Annotated in this window: 18 protein-coding genes; 10 read left to right on the top strand and 8 right to left on the bottom strand. The window is 73.1% G+C overall.

What is annotated here, in order from left to right:
- Positions 1–58: 58 nt before the first annotated feature.
- The gene (locus LCN96_RS44805) at positions 59–958 is read left to right on the top strand and encodes a hypothetical protein (RefSeq protein ID WP_225268486.1); all 900 of its coding nucleotides are present in this window, start codon (positions 59–61) and stop codon (positions 956–958) included.
- A gap of 145 nt (positions 959–1103) precedes the next feature.
- Here LCN96_RS44805 and LCN96_RS56955 read toward each other — a convergent pair whose 3' ends face one another.
- The 3 genes from LCN96_RS56955 to LCN96_RS44815 are packed head-to-tail and all read right to left on the bottom strand — an operon-like array spanning position 1104 to position 3209.
- Entirely contained in the window at positions 1104–1232 is a 129-nt protein-coding gene (locus tag LCN96_RS56955) for a hypothetical protein (RefSeq protein ID WP_263657400.1), read from the bottom strand.
- Positions 1229–2476, bottom strand: a complete 1248-nt coding sequence (locus LCN96_RS44810; RefSeq protein WP_225268487.1) for a DUF3500 domain-containing protein — start codon at positions 2474–2476, stop codon at positions 1229–1231. The genes LCN96_RS56955 and LCN96_RS44810 overlap by 4 nt, the downstream gene beginning before the upstream one ends.
- Before the next feature lie 22 nt (positions 2477–2498).
- Complete coding sequence (locus LCN96_RS44815; RefSeq protein ID WP_225268488.1) at positions 2499–3209, bottom strand: FadR/GntR family transcriptional regulator; 711 nt, start codon at positions 3207–3209, stop codon at positions 2499–2501.
- A 72-nt stretch (positions 3210–3281) separates the two neighbouring features.
- On the opposite strand from LCN96_RS44815, the gene LCN96_RS44820 reads away from it, so the two are divergent.
- Together LCN96_RS44820 and LCN96_RS44825 are read left to right on the top strand one after the other, a co-directional pair.
- Positions 3282–4136 carry a fumarylacetoacetate hydrolase family protein gene (locus LCN96_RS44820; protein ID WP_225268489.1) on the top strand — a complete coding sequence of 285 codons (855 nt, stop codon included), beginning with the start codon at positions 3282–3284 and terminating at the stop codon, positions 4134–4136.
- On the top strand, positions 4133–5656 hold the full coding sequence (locus LCN96_RS44825) for a carboxyl transferase domain-containing protein (RefSeq protein WP_225268490.1): 1524 nt from the start codon (positions 4133–4135) through the stop codon (positions 5654–5656). The genes LCN96_RS44820 and LCN96_RS44825 overlap by 4 nt, the downstream gene beginning before the upstream one ends.
- 37 nt (positions 5657–5693) lie before the next feature.
- On the opposite strand, the gene LCN96_RS44830 is transcribed toward LCN96_RS44825, so the two are convergent.
- Entirely contained in the window at positions 5694–6698 is a 1005-nt protein-coding gene (locus LCN96_RS44830) for an aldo/keto reductase (protein ID WP_225268491.1), read from the bottom strand.
- A gap of 100 nt (positions 6699–6798) precedes the next feature.
- On the opposite strand from LCN96_RS44830, the gene LCN96_RS44835 reads away from it, so the two are divergent.
- Positions 6799–8013 carry a cytochrome P450 family protein gene (locus LCN96_RS44835; protein ID WP_225268492.1) on the top strand — a complete coding sequence of 405 codons (1215 nt, stop codon included), beginning with the start codon at positions 6799–6801 and terminating at the stop codon, positions 8011–8013.
- A 206-nt stretch (positions 8014–8219) separates the two neighbouring features.
- A complete protein-coding gene (locus tag LCN96_RS44840; protein ID WP_225268493.1) occupies positions 8220–9002 on the top strand; it encodes a neutral zinc metallopeptidase in 783 nt (260 codons plus the stop codon).
- 147 nt (positions 9003–9149) lie between these two features.
- Here LCN96_RS44840 and LCN96_RS44845 read toward each other — a convergent pair whose 3' ends face one another.
- Together LCN96_RS44845 and LCN96_RS44850 are read right to left on the bottom strand one after the other, a co-directional pair.
- The gene (locus LCN96_RS44845) at positions 9150–10133 is read right to left on the bottom strand and encodes an ABC transporter substrate-binding protein (RefSeq protein ID WP_225268494.1); all 984 of its coding nucleotides are present in this window, start codon (positions 10131–10133) and stop codon (positions 9150–9152) included.
- Positions 10134–10325: 192 nt separating this feature from the next.
- Positions 10326–11300 carry a LacI family DNA-binding transcriptional regulator gene (locus LCN96_RS44850; protein WP_225268495.1) on the bottom strand — a complete coding sequence of 325 codons (975 nt, stop codon included), beginning with the start codon at positions 11298–11300 and terminating at the stop codon, positions 10326–10328.
- Between the two features lie 72 nt (positions 11301–11372).
- Here LCN96_RS44850 and LCN96_RS44855 point away from each other — a divergent pair, with 72 nt between their 5' ends.
- Together LCN96_RS44855 and add are read left to right on the top strand one after the other, a co-directional pair.
- Positions 11373–12329, top strand: a complete 957-nt coding sequence (locus LCN96_RS44855; protein ID WP_225268496.1) for a nucleoside hydrolase — start codon at positions 11373–11375, stop codon at positions 12327–12329.
- Positions 12326–13276, top strand: a complete 951-nt coding sequence (gene add / locus LCN96_RS44860; protein ID WP_225268497.1) for an adenosine deaminase — start codon at positions 12326–12328, stop codon at positions 13274–13276. Before LCN96_RS44855 ends, add begins: the two co-directional genes overlap by 4 nt.
- A gap of 156 nt (positions 13277–13432) precedes the next feature.
- Here the strand turns inward: add and LCN96_RS44865 are convergent, their stop codons facing one another.
- Both LCN96_RS44865 and LCN96_RS57245 read right to left on the bottom strand, forming a co-directional pair.
- Positions 13433–13801 (bottom strand): hypothetical protein, encoded by a 369-nt coding sequence (locus tag LCN96_RS44865; RefSeq protein ID WP_225268498.1) that lies wholly within the window; start codon positions 13799–13801, stop codon positions 13433–13435.
- Positions 13802–13881: 80 nt separating this feature from the next.
- On the bottom strand, positions 13882–16176 hold the full coding sequence (locus tag LCN96_RS57245) for a fibronectin type III domain-containing protein (protein ID WP_318528333.1): 2295 nt from the start codon (positions 16174–16176) through the stop codon (positions 13882–13884).
- A gap of 257 nt (positions 16177–16433) precedes the next feature.
- On the opposite strand from LCN96_RS57245, the gene LCN96_RS44875 reads away from it, so the two are divergent.
- The 3 genes from LCN96_RS44875 to LCN96_RS44885 are packed head-to-tail and all read left to right on the top strand — an operon-like array spanning position 16434 to position 19656.
- On the top strand, positions 16434–17378 hold the full coding sequence (locus tag LCN96_RS44875) for a carbohydrate ABC transporter permease (protein WP_225268499.1): 945 nt from the start codon (positions 16434–16436) through the stop codon (positions 17376–17378).
- 12 nt (positions 17379–17390) lie between these two features.
- Positions 17391–18272 carry a carbohydrate ABC transporter permease gene (locus LCN96_RS44880; protein ID WP_225268500.1) on the top strand — a complete coding sequence of 294 codons (882 nt, stop codon included), beginning with the start codon at positions 17391–17393 and terminating at the stop codon, positions 18270–18272.
- Between the two features lie 19 nt (positions 18273–18291).
- The gene (locus LCN96_RS44885; RefSeq protein WP_225268501.1) at positions 18292–19656 is read left to right on the top strand and encodes an ABC transporter substrate-binding protein; all 1365 of its coding nucleotides are present in this window, start codon (positions 18292–18294) and stop codon (positions 19654–19656) included.
- The last annotated feature ends 12 nt before the right edge of the window (positions 19657–19668 follow it).

Genomic DNA, 19668 nt, shown 5'->3' on the forward strand with positions numbered 1-19668 from the left:
TCGCCGCGGGGGCTGATCGCTTGACACCGTCGCCGCGGGGGCGATAGGCCCGTCGCTCGTGTCAACCAAAATCGCCGTATCCGGGTTATGCGCCCTGGCGCTCCTGGTGCCGCTGGTCCCCGCCGCCGTCCTGCCCGGAGCCGCGAACGTGGCCACCTGCGCGGCCGTCACCGCATTCCTGGTCGTGCCCGTCGTGGTGCTGCGGCGCAGGCGGTGGGCGCCCCGGCTGGGCGCCGCGCTGCTGGCCCTGCTCGCCGTGGCCGCCGCCTTGCCGCCGCTCACCGGGCTGGGCGCGCGAAGCGAGGAGGAGTTTCGGCACGCTCTGACGATCGCGGCCGCGGTGGGTAGCCCGGCCGACGTGCAGGCCCTGATCTCCAGCGGATCACTGAGCGCCCTGCCCTGGGACGGCGACTTCCTGCTGCTGCTCGCGCTCGCCTGCCTGGCCGGCGCCGGGCTGCTGCTGGCGCTCCACCGGCTTCTCCACCACCAGGCGCGTGAGCTCCTCCCACTGCGCTGGCGGTGGCCGCTGGCCATGTGGGGTGCAGCCCTGCTGCTGGTCAGCGTTCCCGTGGCGATGATGCTGGGGATCCTGGGCGACTGGCCCAGCGAGGCGGGGATGTCGTTCGTCGACGGCGCCTGCTTCGGCAACGTGGCGGAGCTCATGGCCGCGACGGCCGTCCTGGCCCTCCTGCCGCATCCGATCGTGGTCGCCGTCGGCTTCGGCCTGTGGGCGCTGCTGGCGGCCACAGGGCACCGGCCGACGGCCCGGGTCGCGGGCTGGCTGACGGTGGTGCCGCTGGTGGCCCGTGACCTGATGGTGAGCTGGCTGCCCGTGCTCGACTGCACGCTGTCCCCGGACGAGGTGGCCAACCCCGTCACGCCGGGTTGGGTGCTGTACGTGCTGCTCCCCGTCGTCCTGATCCTCCTGGCGGTACGGCTGCGCCGGGCCCCTCGCTAGGGCGCGGCGCGAGACACCTCGGCGCGGCTGGGCGGCCGCGCCGTCACCCCCGCCGCGCCAGGCCCCGGCAGCGCCACCAGATCGACCCCCACCTCCCGCAACGCCTCACCCGGCAGCCCGGCCAGGCACCCCGAGGACCGGGCGATCAGCGCGCCGGGAACGTGACGCGCGCGGCGCCGAGCAGCGCGACCGCGGCCTCGACGTCCTTGCGGTCGGCGATGCCGGTGTAGGTGTGCAGCACGTTCGCGATGTGGTGCCTGGCCTCGGCCCTCATCGGGCCTGCTCCTGCCACTGGCGGACCCAGGCGCGGCCGTAGTCGTTGCCGTGCGGGGTGCGCAGCACGGTGTGCACGTGGAACGGCTTGGGCGTGTCGTAGTCGAGGAACACCCCGCAGTGGTGGTCCAGCTCGGCGATGAGCACCGGCGACTGCAGCCGGTAGTAGAAGACGTCCCCGGGCCGATGCCCGCCGATCCAGCAGAACCAGGTCTCGTCGAGGTGCTCGGCGATCTCCCGCAGCCGGGCGGCGCGCGGCCCTTCCGGCAGCAGCCGGACGAACGCGGCGGCGATCGCCAGGGCGCGCTCCCGCGCCTCGGCCGGCACGTCGGTGAGGCGCACGCCTTCGACGGGGATGACCCGGTTGTCCTGGAACGCCCCTGCCAGGTGCCGCTCGTCGCCCGGGTGCACCCGGCCCTCCGGCATCGCGGGATCGACCATCCGCTCGTACAGGACGGCCTGCCGCCGCTGCTCCTCCGGCAGCGCGGCCATCAGCCGCAGCCCCAGCTCCACCCGGTCGGCGAACAGGTCGCTCAGGCCCGCGTGCGGGCCGGCGTCGATCTCGTCGGGCTCGGCGCCGAGGAACACCGGCGACAGCGCCATGCGGCCCTCGACGACCAGGCAGTTGAGCGCGCAGTGGTGGCCGTAGAGCTGCCAGCCCCACGGCGCGCGCGGGTCGGGGGTGCCGTAGAGGGCGAGGTTGTAGCTGAACTCGTTGAGTATGGTCTCCAGCCCGACGACCTCGCCGAGGAAGCCGTTGACCAGCATCATCGCGTGCGCCAGCCGGTAGCCCTCGGGCGAGAGCGAGGCCCGCACCAGGGCCAGCGCCCGCTCGCGGACGGCCGGCGGCTGCAGGTCCAGCCGCAGCCCCGTGTCGAACTGCATGAACTCCGGGTTGGCCCAGGTCTGCCACTCCACGGCGTCCACGGGGAAGGCGATCCGCTCGCGTCCCTCGTCGTCCAGGGCGGCCAGCAGGTCGTGCGCGGCGGCCACCATGGCCTCGACCGGCGCCTCCTCCCCCGGCTCCGCGGGCTTGAGCGGGTACAGGCCGGTGCGCAGCACGCCGTTCTCCGTGACGCCGTGGAAGGCGTTCCTGTACAGCGGCGTCCAGCCCTCGACCAGGCCGCCGGTGAACGTGCCGGGCTTCCTGGCGAACTCGCGGTAGGCGTACGGGTCCAGGCCCCGCACCTCAGCCAGCCTCGGGTGATCGGGCGGGAACAGGTACTGGCGGTACTCACCGGGCATGACGGAGCCCCTTCGGTCTTTCTCAGGTGGTGGTGTTGTGCCGGGCGACGGCGGCGCGGACGGCGGCCTCGTCACCGGCGGCGATCGCCTCGACCAGGTCGGCGTGGACCTGGTAGCGCTCGGCGCGGTAGCCGGTGGCCGCCGCGTCGTCGTCGAAGCGCGAGGACGCGGCGCCCAGGTGGCCCAGGGTGCCGGTGTAGACGGCCCGGGCCATCGCGTTGGGGCTGATCGCGGCGATCCGCTCGTGCAGCGCCCAGTTGGCGCGCATGAAGCCGGCCCAGTCGGGCGCGGCGCGCAGCTGCTCCAGCAGGCCGCGCAGGTCGGCGACGTCACGCCCGGTGCGGTGCCGGGCGGCGCCCACGTCGATGAGCTCCTCCAGGTGGTCGCGCAGCTCGATGGCGTCGGCGACCGTGCCGGGCTCCTCCTCGACGCTCAGCAGCGTGTGCCGCAGCCGCACCACGGGCCCGCGCTCGGCGACGAACAGCCCGCCGCCGCGCCCCGGGCGGATCTCCAGCACGCCCCGGTCGCGCAGCAGCCGCACGGCCTCGCTGACCGTGGCGTAGGCGAGGCCGGTCTCCGCGCGCAGCGACTCCAGCGTGCCGACCGGCTCGCCGGGGGCCAGCCCGCGCGTGCGGATCCGGTCGTCGAGCAGGGCGGCCAGTCGCTCGGCTCGCGTACGCGCGCCCTGCCCCAGGCCGGTCAGGGCTTGTCCGGACGAGGAACTCTGCGGCATAGTCCTTATCTAAGCACAAACCTTCGAACCTTTAGAAGGGTTCGCACCCTTCGCCGCTAGGAGAGATGACCGATGAGGATCGTGGGGATCCGCCGGAACGGCGGCCCGGTCGAGGTGGCGTCGCTGTCGCCCGACGGCAGCGAGGTCGCGGTGCTGGCGCCGCTGGAGCGCTTCTGGGCCGACGCCCGGGGCCACCTGGCTCAGGAGCCCGCGGGCGAGACCGTCCCGGCGTCGGCGGTCACCTTCGTGCCCCCCGTGCTGCCCGGCGCCCGGGTGATCTGCATCGGGCTGAACTACCTCAAGCACGTCGCCGAGGGCTCCTTCGCGGGCAAGGACCTGCCGCCGCACCCCACGTTGTTCGCCCGCTGGACGCAGTCGCTGACCGTCGGCGGCGCCCCGGTGCCGGTCCCGGCGAACGAGGACGGCCTCGACTGGGAGGGCGAGGTCGTCGCCTACGTCGGCGCGCCCCTGGTGGACGCCGACCCGGAGCAGGCGCTGGCCGCCGTCGTCGGCTACTCGGCCTTCAACGACATCACCTCGCGCCGGGCGCAGAAGCTGACCAGCCAGTGGATCCTCGGCAAGAACGGCGACCACTCGGGCCCGCTCGGCCCCCTGGTGCCCGCCGCCGAGGTCGGCGACCTGCGCGACGGGCTGCGCGTGCGGACGCGGGTCAACGGCGAGGTCGTCCAGGACGGCAGCACCGACGAGATGGTCTACACCGTCGGCGACACGCTCTCGCTCGTCTCGCGGACGTTCACGCTGCGGCCCGGCGACCTGCTCGCCACCGGCACGCCCGCCGGGGTCGGCTACGCCCGCACTCCCCCGTGGCTGCTGCGGCCGGGCGACGAGGTCGAGGTCGAGATCGAGCGCCTCGGCACGCTGCGCAACCCGATCGTCGGCAACGACGCCCGGCTGCGCCCCGCATGACCAGGCCGGGCGCCCGCGCGCTGATCGAGGCCACGGTCGATGCCGGCAGCTTCCGCTCCTGGGACGAGCCGATCGACCGCGGCGCGTACGACCCGGACTACCTCGCCGTGCTGCGGCGCGCGGAGCAGCGGGCCGGCACCGACGAGGCCGTGCTCACCGGACGGGCCTCGATCCGGGGGCACGCGGCGGCGCTCGTCGTCAGCGAGTTCCGCTTCCTGGGCGGGTCCATCGGCGTGGCGACGGCGGAGCGCATCGTCGCGGCCGTCCGGCGGGCGACGCGCGAGCGGCTGCCCCTGATCGCCGCGCCCGCCTCCGGGGGGACCCGCATGCAGGAGGGCACGCCGGCGTTCGTGCGGATGGTGGAGATCAGCCGGGCCGTCGTGGCGCACAAGGCGGCGGGGCTGCCGTATCTCGTCTACCTGCGGCATCCGACGACCGGTGGGGTGTTCGCGTCCTGGGGGTCGCTCGGGCACGTCGCGGTCGCCGAGCCGGGGGCGCTCATCGGCTTCCTGGGGCCGCTGGTGTACCGGACGTTGCGGGGCGAGCCGTTCCCGGAGGGCGTGCAGGTGGCCGAGAACCTGGTCGACAAGGGGATCCTGGACGCGGTCGTGCCCGCGCACGAGCTGGCCGGCGTCGCCGCCCGCGCCCTCGCCCTCCTGTCCGGCCCACCCCACCACCACCCACCCACACAGGCACCGCCACCCGGCACCCCGTCCGCACAGGCGCCACCACCCGGCACCCCGTCCGCACAGGCACCACCACCCGACACCCCGTCCGCACAGGCGCCGCCGCCCGAGCCCGCGGTCGTCGAGGGGGGCGATGCGTGGTCCTCGATCGCCCTGACCCGCCGCGCCGACCGTCCCGGCGTGCGGGAGCTGCTGCGGTACGCCGCCGACGACGTCCTGCCGCTGCACGGGACCCAGCTCGGCGAGACCGACGACGCGCTCCTGCTGGCGCTCACCTCGTTCTCCGGCACCCCGTGCGTCCTGGTCGGGCAGGACCGCCGCACCCAGTCCCAGCACCGCCCCCTGGGCCCGGCGGCGCTGCGCGGCGCGCGGCGCGGCATGCGCATCGCCCAGGAGCTGCGCCTGCCGCTCATCTGCGTCATCGACACCCCGGGAGCCGACCTCTCGGCGGCGGCCGAGGAGGGCGCGCTGGCCGGCGAGATCGCCCGCTGCCTGGCCGAGATGGTGGAGCTCACCGTGCCCACCGTCTCGGTGCTGCTGGGCGAGGGCACCGGCGGCGGCGCGCTGGCGCTGCTGCCGTCCCGCCGGGTGATCGCGGCCGGGAACGCGTGGTTGTCGCCGCTGCCGCCGGAGGGCGCGAGCGCGATCCTGCACGGAGGGCCGGAGCAGGCGCCCTCCGTGGCCAGGCGGCAGCGGGTGCGGGCGGCCGACCTGGTCGCCGAGGGCATCGTGCACGCGGTCGTGCCGGAGCACGTCCCGGCGCACGAGGACCCGGCCGGGTTCGCCCGCAACATCGCCGCCGAGTGCGTCCGGCAGATCGATCTCCAGCGGTGAAGCGGACAGGCCGGGCATCGGTCAGGCCGGGCAACGGTCAGGCCGGGCGCTGGAGCAGCTCGCCGATCTGGGCCAGCTCCGCCGCGCTCAGCGGCCCGTGCCGCAGCGCGCCCGCGTTCTCCTCGGCCTGGGCCACCGTCCTGATCCCGGGGATCGGCACCGTGCGGTCGCTGCGTCCCAGCAGCCAGCCGAGCGCCCCCTGCGCGAGGGTGCGGCCGCCGGAGGTCAGGATGTCGCGGATCGCCTCCATCATGGCGAGGAACTCGGGCGCGGGCCGGCCGTCGCGGAAGAGCGTCATCCAGGCCGGCGAGTCCCCCCGCACGTCGTCGTCCGGCAGCCGCGACTCGGGGCCGTACTTGCCGGACAGCAGCCCCATCGCCAGCGGCCCCCTGTTCACGGACGCCAGCTCGTGCGTGTCGCAGACGGCCAGCATCGCGGGGGCGTCGCGCAGGACGCTCAGCTCGTGCTGCACAGCGGCGCAGTGCGGCCCCTTGGCGAAGGCCGCCGCGCGCTCGGGGTCGTCGGTGCTCCACCCGTACGCGCGGATCAGCCCGTCGTCCACGAGCTGCTCCAGCGTGGCGAGCAGGTCGTCCACCCGCTCCAGCGGCGCGTCGCCGATGTGCAGCTGGTAGAGGTCGATGCGGTCGGTGCCGAGCCGTTCGAGGGACGCCGCGCACGCCTGCCGGATGTAGCCGGGCGAAAGGTCGCGGCCGGTGACGGTGCGGGTTCCCGGGTCGAAGACGTTGCCGAACTTGGTGGCGATGACCACCTCGTCGCGCCGTCCGGCCAGGGCCCGCCTGAGCACCCGCTCGCTGTGGCCGGTGCCGTAGACGTCGGCCGTGTCGAAGAACGTGACGCCGAGGTCGAGCGCGCGGTGCACGGCCGCGACGGACTCGTCGTCGTCCACCTCGCCCCACCCCGCGGGCTTGCCACCGGAGACGAACGGCCCGCCGATGGCCCAGGCGCCGAACCCGATGGCGCTCACCTGGATGCCGCTCCGCCCGAGCTGCCGGAAAATCATGTCGAGGCTCCCTCGTGCCATGGACTCGTTGGTGAGGACGACGTTGCCACCTGGAGGGGGCTCCAGGTCAAGGCCGGCCGCGCACTGGCGCCGGAGGAATCATCGGTGGAGCATGCGGTTCATGACCACCCGCGATGACACCATCCTCGTCGGGACCCCCGACTTCAAGGCCCAGGCCCACGCCCGCTACGCCGAGCTGCGGGAGCGGGGCCCGATCCACCGCGTGCGCTCCGCCGACGGATCGGCCGTCTGGCTGGTCGTCGAGTACGAGCTGGGCCGGGAGGCGCTGGCCCACCCGAAGCTGAGCAAGGACCCTGAGCCGTTCGCCGAGCGGCTGCGCGCGGCCGGGCAGCACATCATGCTCGCCGGCTCCGGCTTCGGCGGCAACATGCTGACCGCCGATCCCCCCGAGCACACCCGGCTGCGCCGCCTGGTCTCGAAGGCGTTCACCGCGGGCGCCGCCGAGCGGCTCGCCCCGCGCATCGAGCAGCTCTCCCACCGGCTCGCGGACGCCTTCGCCCCCGCAGGCCGGGCCGACCTGGTCGCCGCCTTCACCAGGCCGCTGCCCATGGCGGTCATCTGCGAGCTGCTCGGCGTACCCGAGGAGCGGCGAGCCGACCTGCAGCGCTGGACCCGCGAGGGCATGAGCAACCCCTCGGAGGAGCAGCGCGCCGCCCTGCTTGCGCTCAACTCCTACCTGCGGGTCCTGCTGGACGACAAGCGCCGGGTCCCCACCGACGACCTGCTCTCCCAGCTCATCCGCGTGCACGACGACGACCACGGCCGCCTGTCCGACACCGAGCTGCTCGGCACCGCCGTGCTGCTGGTCGTGGCCGGCCACGAGACCACCGTGAACCTCCTGGGCAACGCCCTGGCCGCGCTGCTCGACCACCCGGAGCAGGCGGCGTACCTCAGGGAGCGGCCCGATCGGCTCCCGGCGGCGGTGGAGGAGTTCCTGCGCTACGACGCTCCCGTCGAGACCACGCCCGCCCGCTTCGCCACCGAGGATCTCACGCTCGGCGGCCAGCGCATCAGGGCCGGTCAGGCGGTCGCGGTCGCGCTCACCTCGGCCAGCCGCGCCGCCCTGCCCGCCGACGAGGCCGACCGCCTCGACGTGACCCGCCCCGAGCCGCGGCACCTGGCCTTCGGTCACGGCATCCACTACTGCCTGGGCGCCCCGCTGGCCCGCATCGAGGCCGCCGTCGGGCTGCGCGTGCTGCTGGCCCGACTGCCGGGTCTGGCCTGGGCCGACCCGTCGGCGGAGCGGCGCTGGCTGCCCGCCGGCATCACCCGCGGGCCCGTCGCCCTGCCCGTGCGGTTCACCGCCTCCCCGTGACCGTTCCGCCGCGCGCGTCATCCGGACGGCGGCTCCCGGCGAATCAACGGCACACGGCTGACGCCGCACACATATGAGGTGGTGGTCCCGGCGCGCGGGGTGACCGGGACCCACCCGCTTTCCCGGCGGCGCCGAAATCACGACTCGGCGGCGTTCGGCCGCGCTTTCTGGCGTGCCTCACCGAAAAGGCCCTATTCTCACGCGCTGTGAAACTCCTCAAGATCGCGGCACTCGCCTGCGCCCTCGTGGTGCCCATGACGGGAACGGTCGCCGCCGACGCCTCGGCATTTCCGGTGAAAAACCCGGTGCTCACCAAGAACGCCCTGTACGACTCGGGCCCGCTGGCCGCCACGACCTGCACGGAATTACCGGTGGAAGCCTGGGACCGCGGCAAGGTGCAGGCCTACCTCGACGAGGTCTTCCGCTGCCTGGAGAACACCTGGGAACCGCAGTTGAAGAAGGCCGGACTGCCTTACGAGCCGGTCAAGGTCCGTTACGTCAAGCGCATGCCCAAGAAATACTGCGGCAGCAGCACCTCGGACGAGGAATCTCAGGCCTGGTATTGCGACTGGGACCGCACCGTGTCGCTGCAACTCGGTAAATCCTGGCTCGCCTACCCCGACGACCTCTTCCTGTTCAACCTGGCGTCGCAGATGTACGCCTACCACGTGATGAAGCTGGCCGGCCTGTACGACGCCGGCGAGGAGCTGCGGGCCGGCAGCAAGGCCGAGAACTACGAGCAGAGCCGCCGCGCGTACCTGCAGTCCGATTGCCTGGGCGCCGTCTTCATGCAGAGCGTCTGGCCGATCAAGGGCAGGACCACGGCCGACTGGGAAACCGTCGTGAGGATGGCCGGCGGCGACGAGCCGGGCGAGGAGCCCTGGTACGGCAAGCGCGCCACCATCCAGAGCTGGATGCGGGCCGGCTTCCGCACCGGCGACCCTGGCTCCTGCAACACCTGGGCGGCACCGTCGTCGAAGGTGGCCTGAGCCTGCTCGGCTCGCCGCAGCCGCCTCGGGCCTGAGTCCGCTCAGGCTCGCCGCAGCCGCCTCGGGCCCGAGTCCACGCCGCGGGCCGGGCGCCGAGGATGAGCTTCCTGCGGTCACCGCGATCGGCCGGCATCCCGCTCGCAAACCTCAGCCGGACACCGGCGCGAAGATCTGCGCCACGTCCGGCCTGGTCCTGATGAAGGCGAAGCCGTGCATGAGATCGGCCAGCTTCTGCACCCCGGCCCTGTCGGCCTCCATCGTGAACTCGCCGAGCCGCATGGCCGCCGCCACGTCCGCGGAGATCTGCGTGTACGTCGGCACCACCTCGTCGATGGCCTTGCGGTCGGCGCCCGCGATCTGCTGCCCCTTGGCCAGCGCCCGGTGCAGGGCGGCGGCCGTCTTCGGATGCTCGGCCAGCCACTGCTCCGTCACGCCCCACCCGTCGATCGGCACCCCCTCCGTGGGCCCGCCGATGGTGTCGACGATCTCGACGGCGCCGTCCCGCTTGGCCGCGCTCAGGAACGGCTCGGCCAGCCAGGCCGCGTCCACCTTGCCCGAGGCCAGGGCGCCGAGCTGGTCGGCGAAGGGCACGGCGACGAACCTGACGTCGTCCGGCTTGAGCCCCGCCTGCCGCAGGTGCGCGTTGACCACGGTGTGGCCGAGCGTCTTGAGCACGTTGACCGCGATGGTCTTACCTTTGAGGTCGGCCACCGTCCTGATCGGCGAGCCCTCGGCCACGACCACGGCGCAGAAGCCCGGCAGGCCGCCCATCGTGTGCTGGAACAGCTTGAGCTTGGCCGCACCCGAGTCGTTGATCGTCAGGAGTGACACGTAGCTCGTCAGGAACGCGTCCATGCTGCCATTGATGATCTTCGGCATGACGGCGGTCGGCGCCTGGATGATCTCCGTCTTGACGGTCAGGCCCTCCTCCTTGAAGAAGCCGCGCTTCTCGGCGATGAACAGCGACGCCGAGGAGGCGACCGGCACCACGCCGATCAGCAGCTCGGTCTTCTCCAGCCCGACGCCGGAGGCCGTGCCGCCCTGCTGCCCGCCGCTGCCACCGCCTCCGCCGCACGCGCTGAGTGCCAGCGCCACCGCCATGCCCACGGCTACGATCCTGGTCAGTCGCATCGCCACTGCCTTTCCCCAGTCCAGTGGTCCGGCGGAGGCCGGGAGCGCAGCCCGCCGGCGTCCGCATGCCGATGTCCGAGTGGAACGCGCCCGCCGGCGCTCGTGACCTGGCGGGCGTTCGCGCAGGATCTTGACTCTGCCGTCAGGCTACGCCGGAGGTGTTTCACTCCGCCTTCATCCGCGGACGCGGGCTCAGTCGCAGCCGCAGCTCCGCCTCGTCACCAGGGCCGCGCCCAGCGACGGCGCCGTGGCCGTGCTGTCGAACAGCAGGTCCACGGCCTGCCTGGCCATCGGCTCGAGCGGCTGCCCCGCGACGGTCAGCGACGGGGCCGTGTGGGCGCTGTCGGGCGTGCCGTCCAGGCCGATGACGGCCACCCGGCGGGGGACCGGCAGGCCGGCGGCGCAGGCGCCGGACAGGACCCCGATGGCCTGCTCGTCGGTGGCCGCGATCAGCGCGTGCGGCACCGCGTCCCGCGCGGCCAGGGTGCGGATCAGGGTGTCGGCGGCGGCGCGGGAGTAGGCGGAGCGCAGGAGCGCGCCCCGCCCGCCGGTGGCCTCCTGCCAGACCTCGCGCCGGCGGCCCACCGGGCCGGTGTCCTGCGGGCCGGCCAGGAAGGCGACGTCGCGGTGACCGTGGGCCCGCAGGTGGGCGACCGCTTCGCGTACGGCCCGCTCGTTGTCGGCGGTGACCAGGGGTGTCGGGCCGGCGGCGGGTCCGTTGTGCAGGTACACGGCGGGCACGCCGGCCGTCCTGGCGAGCGCGGCCACGTCGTCGTCCGCCTCGGCGGAGGCGATGACCAGCCCGTCGACGCGGGCGTCGAGGAACCGCTCGACGAGATGGCGCTGGCGCTCGCCGGAGTAGCCCGCGTTGCCGATGAGCATGAGCCGCCCGTGCCCGGCGAGCGCCTGCTCGACATGCCCGGCCAGCGCGCCGAAGTACGGGTTGAGGGCGTCGGCCAGCACCAGGCCCACCACCCCGGTGATGCGCGAGCGCAGCGCGCGGGCGATGCGGTTGGGCCGGTAGCCGAGCTCCCGCGCGGCGGCCAGCACGCGCTCGCGGGTCGCGGCGGCCACCGGGCGCGGGCCGTCGTTCATGACGTAGCTGACGACCGCCGTCGAGGTGCCGGCCCGGCGGGCCACGTCGGCCACGGTGATCTGCCTGCTCATGGGCTTTACATTCTCGCATCTCATCGATTAGATAAGCCATCTCCCGATCTAATCGATTAGACGAGGTTCAGGTTGCCCCGACTCCCCCTGCTCATCGACACCGACACCGGCTCCGACGACGCGGTGGCCCTGCTGCTGGCCGTCAGCGGCGGCGACGTCCGCGCCGTGACCACCGTGGCGGGCAACGTGCCGCTGCCCACGGCCACCCGCAACGCCCTGATCACGCTGGAGCTGGCCGGGCACTCCGGCATCCCCGTCCACCCCGGCTGCGACCGGCCGATGACCCGCCCGCCGTCCACCGCCCAGCACGTGCACGGGCCCGACGGCATGGGCGACACCGGCCTGCCGGACCCGGCGGGCCGTCCCGCCGACGGCCACGCGGTGGACGTCCTGCTGACGCTGCCCCGCTCCCGCCCGGGCGAGCTGACGCTCGTCACCCTGGGCCCGCTCACCAACCTGGCCGCCGCCCTGCTCCGCGACCGCGAGCTGCTGACCCGCTTCCGCCACGTCTACTGCATGGCGGGCGCGGCCGACCTGTGCGGCAACGTCTCGCCCACCGCCGAGTACAACGTGTGGGCCGACCCCGAGGCCGCCGCCGTGGTGCTGCGGGCGGCCACGCCCGGCCGCGTCACCTGGATCGGCTGGGACGTCTCGCGCAGGTACGCCGTCATGACCCCCGGCGACCAGCGCCGGCTGGAAGCCCTCGGCACTCCCCTGGCCGCCTTCGCCCACCGGATCAACCGCGCCGTCGCCGACTGGGCCCGTGACGTCACCGGCCTGGCCGGCTACAACCTCCCCGACCCCGTCGCCATGGCCGTGGCCCTGCACCCCGAGCTGGTCCTCGGCAGTGAGCGCGCCCACGTGGCCGTGGCCCTCGGCGACGAGACCCGCGGCCAGCTCGTCATCGACCGCCGGCGCGCGGCGCCGCCGCCCAACCTGACCCTGGTACGCCAGGTGGACGAGCCGGGCTTCAAGCGCCTGCTCCTCGACGCCCTCACCCCCGCCTGCCTGACGGAAGGACCCGCATGACCGGCCGCCACGACCTGCACTGCCACCTCGACGGCTCCGTCCGCCCCGGCACGGTCGCCGACCTGGCGCGCGAGCAGGGCATCCCCCTCGACCGTCCCGTGACGGAGCTGGTCATCGCGCCCGCCGACTGCGGCAGCCTGACCCGCTACCTCACCTACCTCGACCTGCCGCTGCGGGTCCTGCAGACGCCCGAGGCGCTGCGCCGGGCGGCGCGCGAGCTGGTCGAGGACTGGAGCGCCGACGGCGTCGTCCACGGCGAGGCGCGGTTCGCGCCGCAACTGCACGGGCGGCAGGGCATGACGCTGGACGAGGCGGTGTCGGCGGTCGCCTCCGGGCTGGCGGAGGGGCGGGCCGCGACGGGCGTGCGTACGGCGCTGCTGCTGTGCTGCCTGCGCCACCAGTCGCCGGAGGAGAGCCTGGCCGTGGCCGAGACCGCCGTCCGGCGCCGCGACGTGGTGGACGGGCTGGACCTGGCGGGTGACGAGCGCCTGTATCCGGGGGCGCCGCACCGGCCCGCCTTCGACCTGGCGCACGGGGCGGGGCTGCCGTGCACCGTCCACGCGGGCGAGGCGGCCGGGCCCGAGAGCGTGTGGGAGGCGATCGACGTGCTCGGCGCCCGCCGGATCGGGCACGGGGTGCGTAGCGCCGGGGACGGCGCGCTGCTCGAACGCCTGCGCCGGGACCGGATCACGCTGGAGATGTGCCCTGTCAGCAACGTGCAGACCGGGGCCGTGCCCGCGCCGGCCGGGCATCCCGCCACCCGGTTGCTGGCGGCGGGGCTGGCCGTCACGATCGGCACCGACGCGCGCACCACGTCGGCGACCTCGCTGGCGCGCGAGTTCGCCGTCCTGCGCGAGTCGGCCGGCTGGACGGCCGAGCAGGAGCGGCTCGCCCAGGAGCACGCCGGCGCCGGCGCCTTCGGCAACCGCCCCGCCGACGCACCCTGACCAGGCAGCGCCCAGCAACGCGCGGCGGCGAGCGGCGGCGGCGAGCGGCGGCGGCGAGCGGCGGCGGCGAGCGGCGGCGGCGAGCGGCGGCGGCGAGCGGCGGTGGCGAGCGGCGGTGGCGAGCGGGGAGCGGCGATCAGTTCGAGCGCGGCGGCCTCACCGCCCCAGATCCGCGCGCCGCCGGAAGACGCCGTAGAGCCCGCCCGCCAGCGAGATCCCCATGATGGCGATCAGCCGGATCAGGTCGGAGCCGCCGGAGACGACCAGCTCGCCGGGCGGGTGGATGAGGAAGCCGGTGGCCAGCGTCCAGGCCAGGACCCCCGTCACGGCGGCGGCCCACAGATCGGCCGCCACCACGGCGTACAGGCACGCGGCCAGCCCCATGACGGCGAACCGCGCCTCGACCTGGGTGTCGGGGACCAGCAGGGCGGTGATCGCGCACGCGGCGACCGTCACGAAGAACCCGACCCCGATGAGGAGTTCGGTGGGGCGCCGGCCGGCGGACTTGGGGCTGCGGAGGAACATAAGTCCCCATTCAAGGGTGGGACGGGGGTTCGAGCAACCGCGGGGAGGCCGGGAGCCCGCGGCCCGGCCTCCCCAGGGGGTCACTGGAAGGTGAGGGAATCGATGGTGACGGTGCTGTTGCCGCCGTACCAGAAGCCCATCGCGAGCTGCCCGGGAGCCGAGCGGCTGATCCCGTTGGCCGCCAGCGGGATGCGGATGTCCTGGTAGGCGGTGGTGATGGCCGGGTGGCCGCCGCCGTCGAGCGTGAAGTCGCCGAAGACCTTGGTGGTGCCGCCGAGGCCGAGGCTGAAGTGGCTCTGCTCGCCCCCTGCCGCGCCCTTGATCCGGACGACGAGATGGGTGTACGCGGACAGGTCGGTGTGCACGTCGCTGCCGAACCAGCCGCAGTTGGCGTAACGCAGGGCCAGCGCCCCGCCGGACACGACGCCCGAGCCACCGCCGTTGCCGAAGCAGTTGCCGCCGGTCCACTTGCCCAGGTCGTTGCGGGCGGCCGACGGGTAGGCCGGGTTGCCGTCGAAGTCGTCCAGGACCAAGCCCGTGGTGGAGGACGGGAGGGTGGTGACGGTGACGGGCGCGGAGGCGGCGGAGGTGTTGCCCGCCGCGTCGTGCGCCTTCACGGTGTAGGTGTAGGCGGTCGCCGGGCTCAGCCCGGTGTCGGTGAACGAGGTCGTCGCCGTGGTACCGACCTCGGTGGAGCCGCGGTGGACGCGGTAACCGGCCACGCCCACGTTGTCGGTGGCGGCCGTCCAGGACAGGGTGACCGAGCCGGAGGTGCGGGACGGCGACGTCAGCCCGGTCGGCGCGGCCGGCGGCGTGGTGTCCGTGCCGCCGCCTGAGCCGACGGTGACCTGGCCGAGCGTGAGCCAGCCGTCGGCGCCCTGGGTGGCGTTGGCGAAGCGCAGCTTCTTGGCGTTCGCGGAGACGGTCTCCAGCGGGCTCCGCACCCGCATCACCCACTGGTAGCCGCCGTTGGGCACGCCGGAGAGGTTCACGCCGGTCTGGAAGTACTGCGGGTAGCCGTAGTCGCGGTAGGCCGGGTCCTGGCCGACGCCCCAGTCGGGGAACGCGCGGATCTTGAGCGGCATGACCGTGCGCAGGTCCCACGGCGTGTCGAAGGTCTTGACCACGGTCCCGGCGCTGTCGCGCAGGCCGAGGGTGACCGTCCACGGGTAGTAGAACGGCGCCACGCCGTGGTTGCTGATCCGCACGCCGACGTTCGTGGCGCCGCTCGCGGTGTTCTTGAAGTAGGCGTTGTCGACGGTGAGGTCGTAGCCCATGAGCCGGACGGCGGCGGCCACGTCGGGGTCGTCGGCCGCGTAGCCCTGGCTCTGCTCGTTGATCTTCCAGGTGGTGTGCTCCAGCTCGATGCACGCCTTCATGTTGTCCACCTGCCCGGAGCCGCCGGGCCAGGACGCGAACGCCGAGGTCTGGATCTCGGGCCGCACCTCGCCGCCCATCGACGAGGTGATCCACTTGTTCTCGGCGCCCACGTTGAGCGCCCGCTGCAACTGGGCCCAGCCGGCCCCGCCGAGCGACTGCGGCAGCGTGACGCCTGCCAGCGGCGAGCCTTCCCTGAAGCAGAAGGAGTCGTCGTGGTAGCCGAGGTCCAGGCCGGTCGCCGCGCCGCCCGCCGAGTCGGGGTAGCGCAGCTCCAGCTTGGTCTCGTCGAAGGCGGCGTCGTAGGCCCGCAGGAGCTGCGCGGCGTGCGCGTCCGTCGGCATGTGGTTCGGGTAGCTGTCGCCGCTGGTGTCGGTGTCGTACGGCCAGGTGTGCCACTCGCCCCAGAGCCCGATCAGGCCCAGGTGGATGAAGCCGATGCGCGGGTCGCCGTCGTAGCGGGCGCCGAAGGCGGCGATGAAGTCGTCCAGCGCGTCGAGCAGGTAGGGGTTGTCGTAGTCGGGGCTGGTGGTCCCCCACCGGGTGTTGGTCCGGTACGGGACGTGCCCGTCGAAGCAGCGCGGGATGGCGTTGGCGGGGTGGGTGCCGCTGCCGTCCGGATACTCCATGTAGAAGCGCACCGCGGCCTGGTTGCCGTACGAGGCGATCTCGTTCAGCGCGCTGTCGAGGATCGACCAGTTGATCTTCGAGCAGTCGGCCGGGTCGGTCATCACCTCGGACAGGCCGAAGTAGCTCCAGGTCAGGGAGTGCGGGTAGCCGGTGTTCTGGTCGCTGCCCGGCCAGTAGAAGCGGGCGAAGCCCTTGAGCGGGTTGTCCAGTGGCGCGGGCGCCGCGGCCAGCGGATGCGCCTGGAGGGACGGGTCGGGCGAGGCGGGGGCCGCCGGCCGGGGCGGGACCCCGCCGGGGACCGGCGCGAGCGCCCACGCCTGGGCGGCGGGGAGCAGGGCGGCCGCGACGGCGGTCAGGGCGGCTAACACGACCTGGCGAAACCGCCGGGACGGCCGGACAGGGACAGGCATGGGTGACAGACCTCCGTGATACGTGGCAGCAGGCGAGCCGCCGGGGCTCGCCACATGGGGGTTGACGTGGGACGGAAGGGCTCGGAAGCGCTGTCGCGCGCTCGCCGACTTATGCGGAGCTATTGACAAACTTCCGCTGCCCCACATCATTATTCGGGAGTCACTCCGTGACAAGAGGGCAATCTCACCGAGCGCCGAGGACGATGATGAGAACGATGCGGGCCGAGGAACGGTCGCAGGCCGCCGAGCCGCCGGACGACACCGGCGCCGCCCGGCGAAGACGGGCCCGGCCGCGTGACGACCGCCGGGCGGCCTGGCTCTTCCTGATCCCGGCGCTCGCCGGTTTCGTGATCTTCTACGGCTACCCCACCGTGCGCGGGCTCTGGTACTCGCTGACGGACTACAACCTGCTCAGCGAGCCCGCGTTCGTCGGCGGCGAGAACTACGCCCAGCTCGTGCGCGACCCGCAGTTCTGGCACTCGCTCGGGGTCACCGTCTACTACGTCGTGGTCAACATCGGCTCGCAGCTGCTGCTCGGGCTGCTCCTGGCCGCGCTCATGCACCGCCTCACCCGGTCGGTGGCGCTGCGCGCGATGCTGCTGCTGCCGTGGCTGGTGCCGAACGTCACCGTCGCCCTGCTGTGGGTCTGGCTGCTCGACGCCGACCTCGGCTTCGTCAACCACCTGCTGAAGGCGCTCGGCTTCGGCACGGTCGGCTTCCTCGTCTCACCCGACTGGGCCCTGCCGACGATCGGCCTGGTCAACACCTGGGCCTACACCGGCTACACCGCGCTGCTGCTCTACGCGGGCATGCTGCAGATCCCGCCGCACCTGTACGAGAGCGCCGCCCTCGACGGCGCCGGCGAGCTGCGCATGTTCCGCTCGGTCACGCTGCCGATGCTGCGGCCCGTCCTGGCCCTGGTGCTGGTCGTGTCGCTGATCGGATCGTTCCAGATCTTCGACACCGTGGCCGTGGCGGCGGGCGGCCGGGGGGCGAGCAGCGCGATCAGGGTCATCTACTACTTCATCTACCAGCACGCCTTCCAGTACTTCCACATGGGTTACGCCTCGGCGGCGGCGCTGATGCTCGCGCTCGTCCTCGGCGTGCTCACGGTCGTGCAGTTGCGGCTGCTGCGGGCGTCCAGCTCGGATCTGGCCTGAGGAGGCGACACGATGCGGCGCATGCCCACGCTCGGCAGGCTGCCTGCCTGGGCCGTCCTGATCGGAGCCCTGGTGCTCACGATCTTCCCCTTCTACTGGATGGTCCGCACGGCCCTCACCCCGGCCGCCGACCTCTACGCCGACAGCGGCTCCCTGTTCCCGAGCAACCCGACCCTGGTGAACTTCCAGCGCATCCTCGGGCTCACCAGCCAGGAGGAGGCGCGCGCGGCGGGCGGCTCGGGCGCGCGGATCGACTTCGCCCGCTACCTGCTCAACTCGGTCGTCTACAGCGGCCTGATCGCGACGCTGCAGACGTTCTTCTGCGCGATGGCCGGGTACGCGTTCGCCCGGCTCCGCTTCCCCGGCCGCGAGCTGGTCTTCGGCATCGTGATCGCCGCGCTCATGGTGCCGCCGATCTTCACGCTGCTGCCCAACTTCGTGCTGGTGAAGAACCTCGACTGGGTCAACACCTTCGCCGGGATGGTGGCCCCGTCGATCCTGATGACCCCGTTCGCGGTCTTCTTCCTGCGGCAGTTCTTCCTGTCCATCCCGCGCGACGTGGAGGAGGCGGCCCGGCTCGACGGCAACGGCGCGTGGGGCGTGTTCTGGCGCATCGTGCTGCCGATGAGCCGGGGGCCGCTGATCACCATCGGGCTGACCACCACGGTGTGGGCCTGGAAGGACTACCTGTGGCCGCTGCTGGTCGGGCGCGAGGAGGAGACGCGCGTCCTGACCGTCGCGCTCGGCGTCTTCCTCCAGCAGTCGCCCAACACCCGCCCCGACTGGACCGGCCTGATGGCCGGCTCGACCCTCTCGGTGCTGCCGGTCCTGATCCTGCTGATCTTCCTCGGCCGGCGGCTGGTCCAGTCGCTCAACTTCTCCGGAATCAGATAACCCCCCTGAAAGAGGCATCATGAACACCACCAAGCGGGCCGGCCTGGCGCTGCTGTCGCTGGCGCTGGCCGGCACGCTCGCCGCCTGCGGCTCCGGCGGCGGCGAGTCGCAGGGCGCGGCGGCCGGCGGCAAGGTCACCCTCGACTACTGGCTCTGGGACGACAGGCAGCTCCCGGCGTACCAGGCGTGCGCCGACGCCTTCCAGAAGGCCGAGCCGAACATCACCGTCAAGCTCACCCAGACGGCCTGGGCGCAGTACTGGCAGAACCTCACCACCCAGCTCGCCGCCGGCCAGGCCCCGGACGTGTGGACCGACCACGGCTCCTACTACCCGCAGTTCGTCAGCAGCGGCCAGATCCTGGACATCCAGCCGTTCGTGACCCGCGACAAGGTGGACCTGACCCAGTACCAGGAGGGCCTGGCCGACCTGTGGGTCAAGGACGGCAAGCGGTACGGCCTGCCCAAGGACTGGGACACCGTCGCGCTCGTCTACAACACCACGATGCTGGCGGAGCGGAAGGTCAAGCCCGAGGAGATGGCCGGCCTCACCTGGAACCCCACCGACGGTGGCACGCTCCAGCAGGTCATCGCCAAGCTCACGGTGGACGAGAGCGGGCGCGACGGCCTCGACCCGGCCTTCGACAAGAGCAAGGTCAAGGTGTACGGCTTCCTGCCCGAATGGGGCGACGGCGCCCAGGGCCAGAACGGCTGGGGCGACCTGGCCGTGGCCAACGGCTGGACCTACCTGGACAAGAACCCCTGGGGCACCCGGTACCAGTACGACGACCCCAAGCTCGCCCAGGTCATCGACTGGTACAAGCAGCTCATCGACAAGGGATACGCGCCCAAGTTCGACAAGCAGTCCACGCTGGGCAGGGAGGCGGTGCTCAACGCGGGCAAGGGCGCGATGTCCTTCGCCGGGTCGTGGACGATCAACACCTTCCTGGGCTCCGACGCCGACCAGAAGTTCGCGTTCGCCCCGATGCCCCTCGGACCGGCCGGCGTGCGCAAGACCGCCATCAACGGCCTGTCCGACGCGATCTTCGCCGGCACGGAGCACAAGGAGGAGGCCTGGAAGTGGGTGAAGTTCCTCGGCTCCGCCGACTGCCAGAACCTCGTCGGCGACCAGGCCGTCGTCTTCCCCGCGATCAGGACGGCCAGTGAGAAGGCCGCGGCGGCCCACGAGGCCAAGGGGCGTGAGGTGCGGGCCTACCTCGACCCGACCGAGACGCGGGGCGGCACGTTCCTGCTGCCCATCACCGACCACGGCAACGAGATCAGCCAGATCGTCCAGGACGCCATCCAGTCGATCGTCCTCGGCCAGATCGGCACCGCCGAAGGGCTGAAGCAGGCCAACGACCAGGTCAACGCGCTGTTCACCTGATCATCGCACCCA

The sequence above is a fragment of the Nonomuraea gerenzanensis genome (assembly GCF_020215645.1).
GTDB classification, from domain to species: domain Bacteria; phylum Actinomycetota; class Actinomycetes; order Streptosporangiales; family Streptosporangiaceae; genus Nonomuraea; species Nonomuraea gerenzanensis.

What these genes read in the sequence shown, in the direction of transcription:
- LCN96_RS44825 (WP_225268490.1), top strand. Translation starts at nt 4,133, where the DNA reads ATGACCAGGCCGGGCGCCCGCGCGCTGATCGAGGCCACGGTCGATGCC.
- add (WP_225268497.1), top strand. Translation starts at nt 12,326, where the DNA reads ATGACCGGCCGCCACGACCTGCACTGCCACCTCGACGGCTCCGTCCGC.
- LCN96_RS44885 (WP_225268501.1), top strand. Translation starts at nt 18,292, where the DNA reads ATGAACACCACCAAGCGGGCCGGCCTGGCGCTGCTGTCGCTGGCGCTG.
- LCN96_RS44875 (WP_225268499.1), top strand. Translation starts at nt 16,434, where the DNA reads ATGCGGGCCGAGGAACGGTCGCAGGCCGCCGAGCCGCCGGACGACACC.
- LCN96_RS44865 (WP_225268498.1), bottom strand. Translation starts at nt 13,801, where the DNA reads ATGTTCCTCCGCAGCCCCAAGTCCGCCGGCCGGCGCCCCACCGAACTC.
- LCN96_RS44810 (WP_225268487.1), bottom strand. Translation starts at nt 2,476, where the DNA reads ATGCCCGGTGAGTACCGCCAGTACCTGTTCCCGCCCGATCACCCGAGG.
- LCN96_RS44830 (WP_225268491.1), bottom strand. Translation starts at nt 6,698, where the DNA reads ATGGCACGAGGGAGCCTCGACATGATTTTCCGGCAGCTCGGGCGGAGC.
- LCN96_RS44835 (WP_225268492.1), top strand. Translation starts at nt 6,799, where the DNA reads ATGACCACCCGCGATGACACCATCCTCGTCGGGACCCCCGACTTCAAG.
- LCN96_RS44815 (WP_225268488.1), bottom strand. Translation starts at nt 3,209, where the DNA reads ATGCCGCAGAGTTCCTCGTCCGGACAAGCCCTGACCGGCCTGGGGCAG.
- LCN96_RS44820 (WP_225268489.1), top strand. Translation starts at nt 3,282, where the DNA reads ATGAGGATCGTGGGGATCCGCCGGAACGGCGGCCCGGTCGAGGTGGCG.
- LCN96_RS44845 (WP_225268494.1), bottom strand. Translation starts at nt 10,133, where the DNA reads ATGCGACTGACCAGGATCGTAGCCGTGGGCATGGCGGTGGCGCTGGCA.
- LCN96_RS44880 (WP_225268500.1), top strand. Translation starts at nt 17,391, where the DNA reads ATGCGGCGCATGCCCACGCTCGGCAGGCTGCCTGCCTGGGCCGTCCTG.
- LCN96_RS56955 (WP_263657400.1), bottom strand. Translation starts at nt 1,232, where the DNA reads ATGAGGGCCGAGGCCAGGCACCACATCGCGAACGTGCTGCACACCTAC.
- LCN96_RS44850 (WP_225268495.1), bottom strand. Translation starts at nt 11,300, where the DNA reads ATGAGCAGGCAGATCACCGTGGCCGACGTGGCCCGCCGGGCCGGCACC.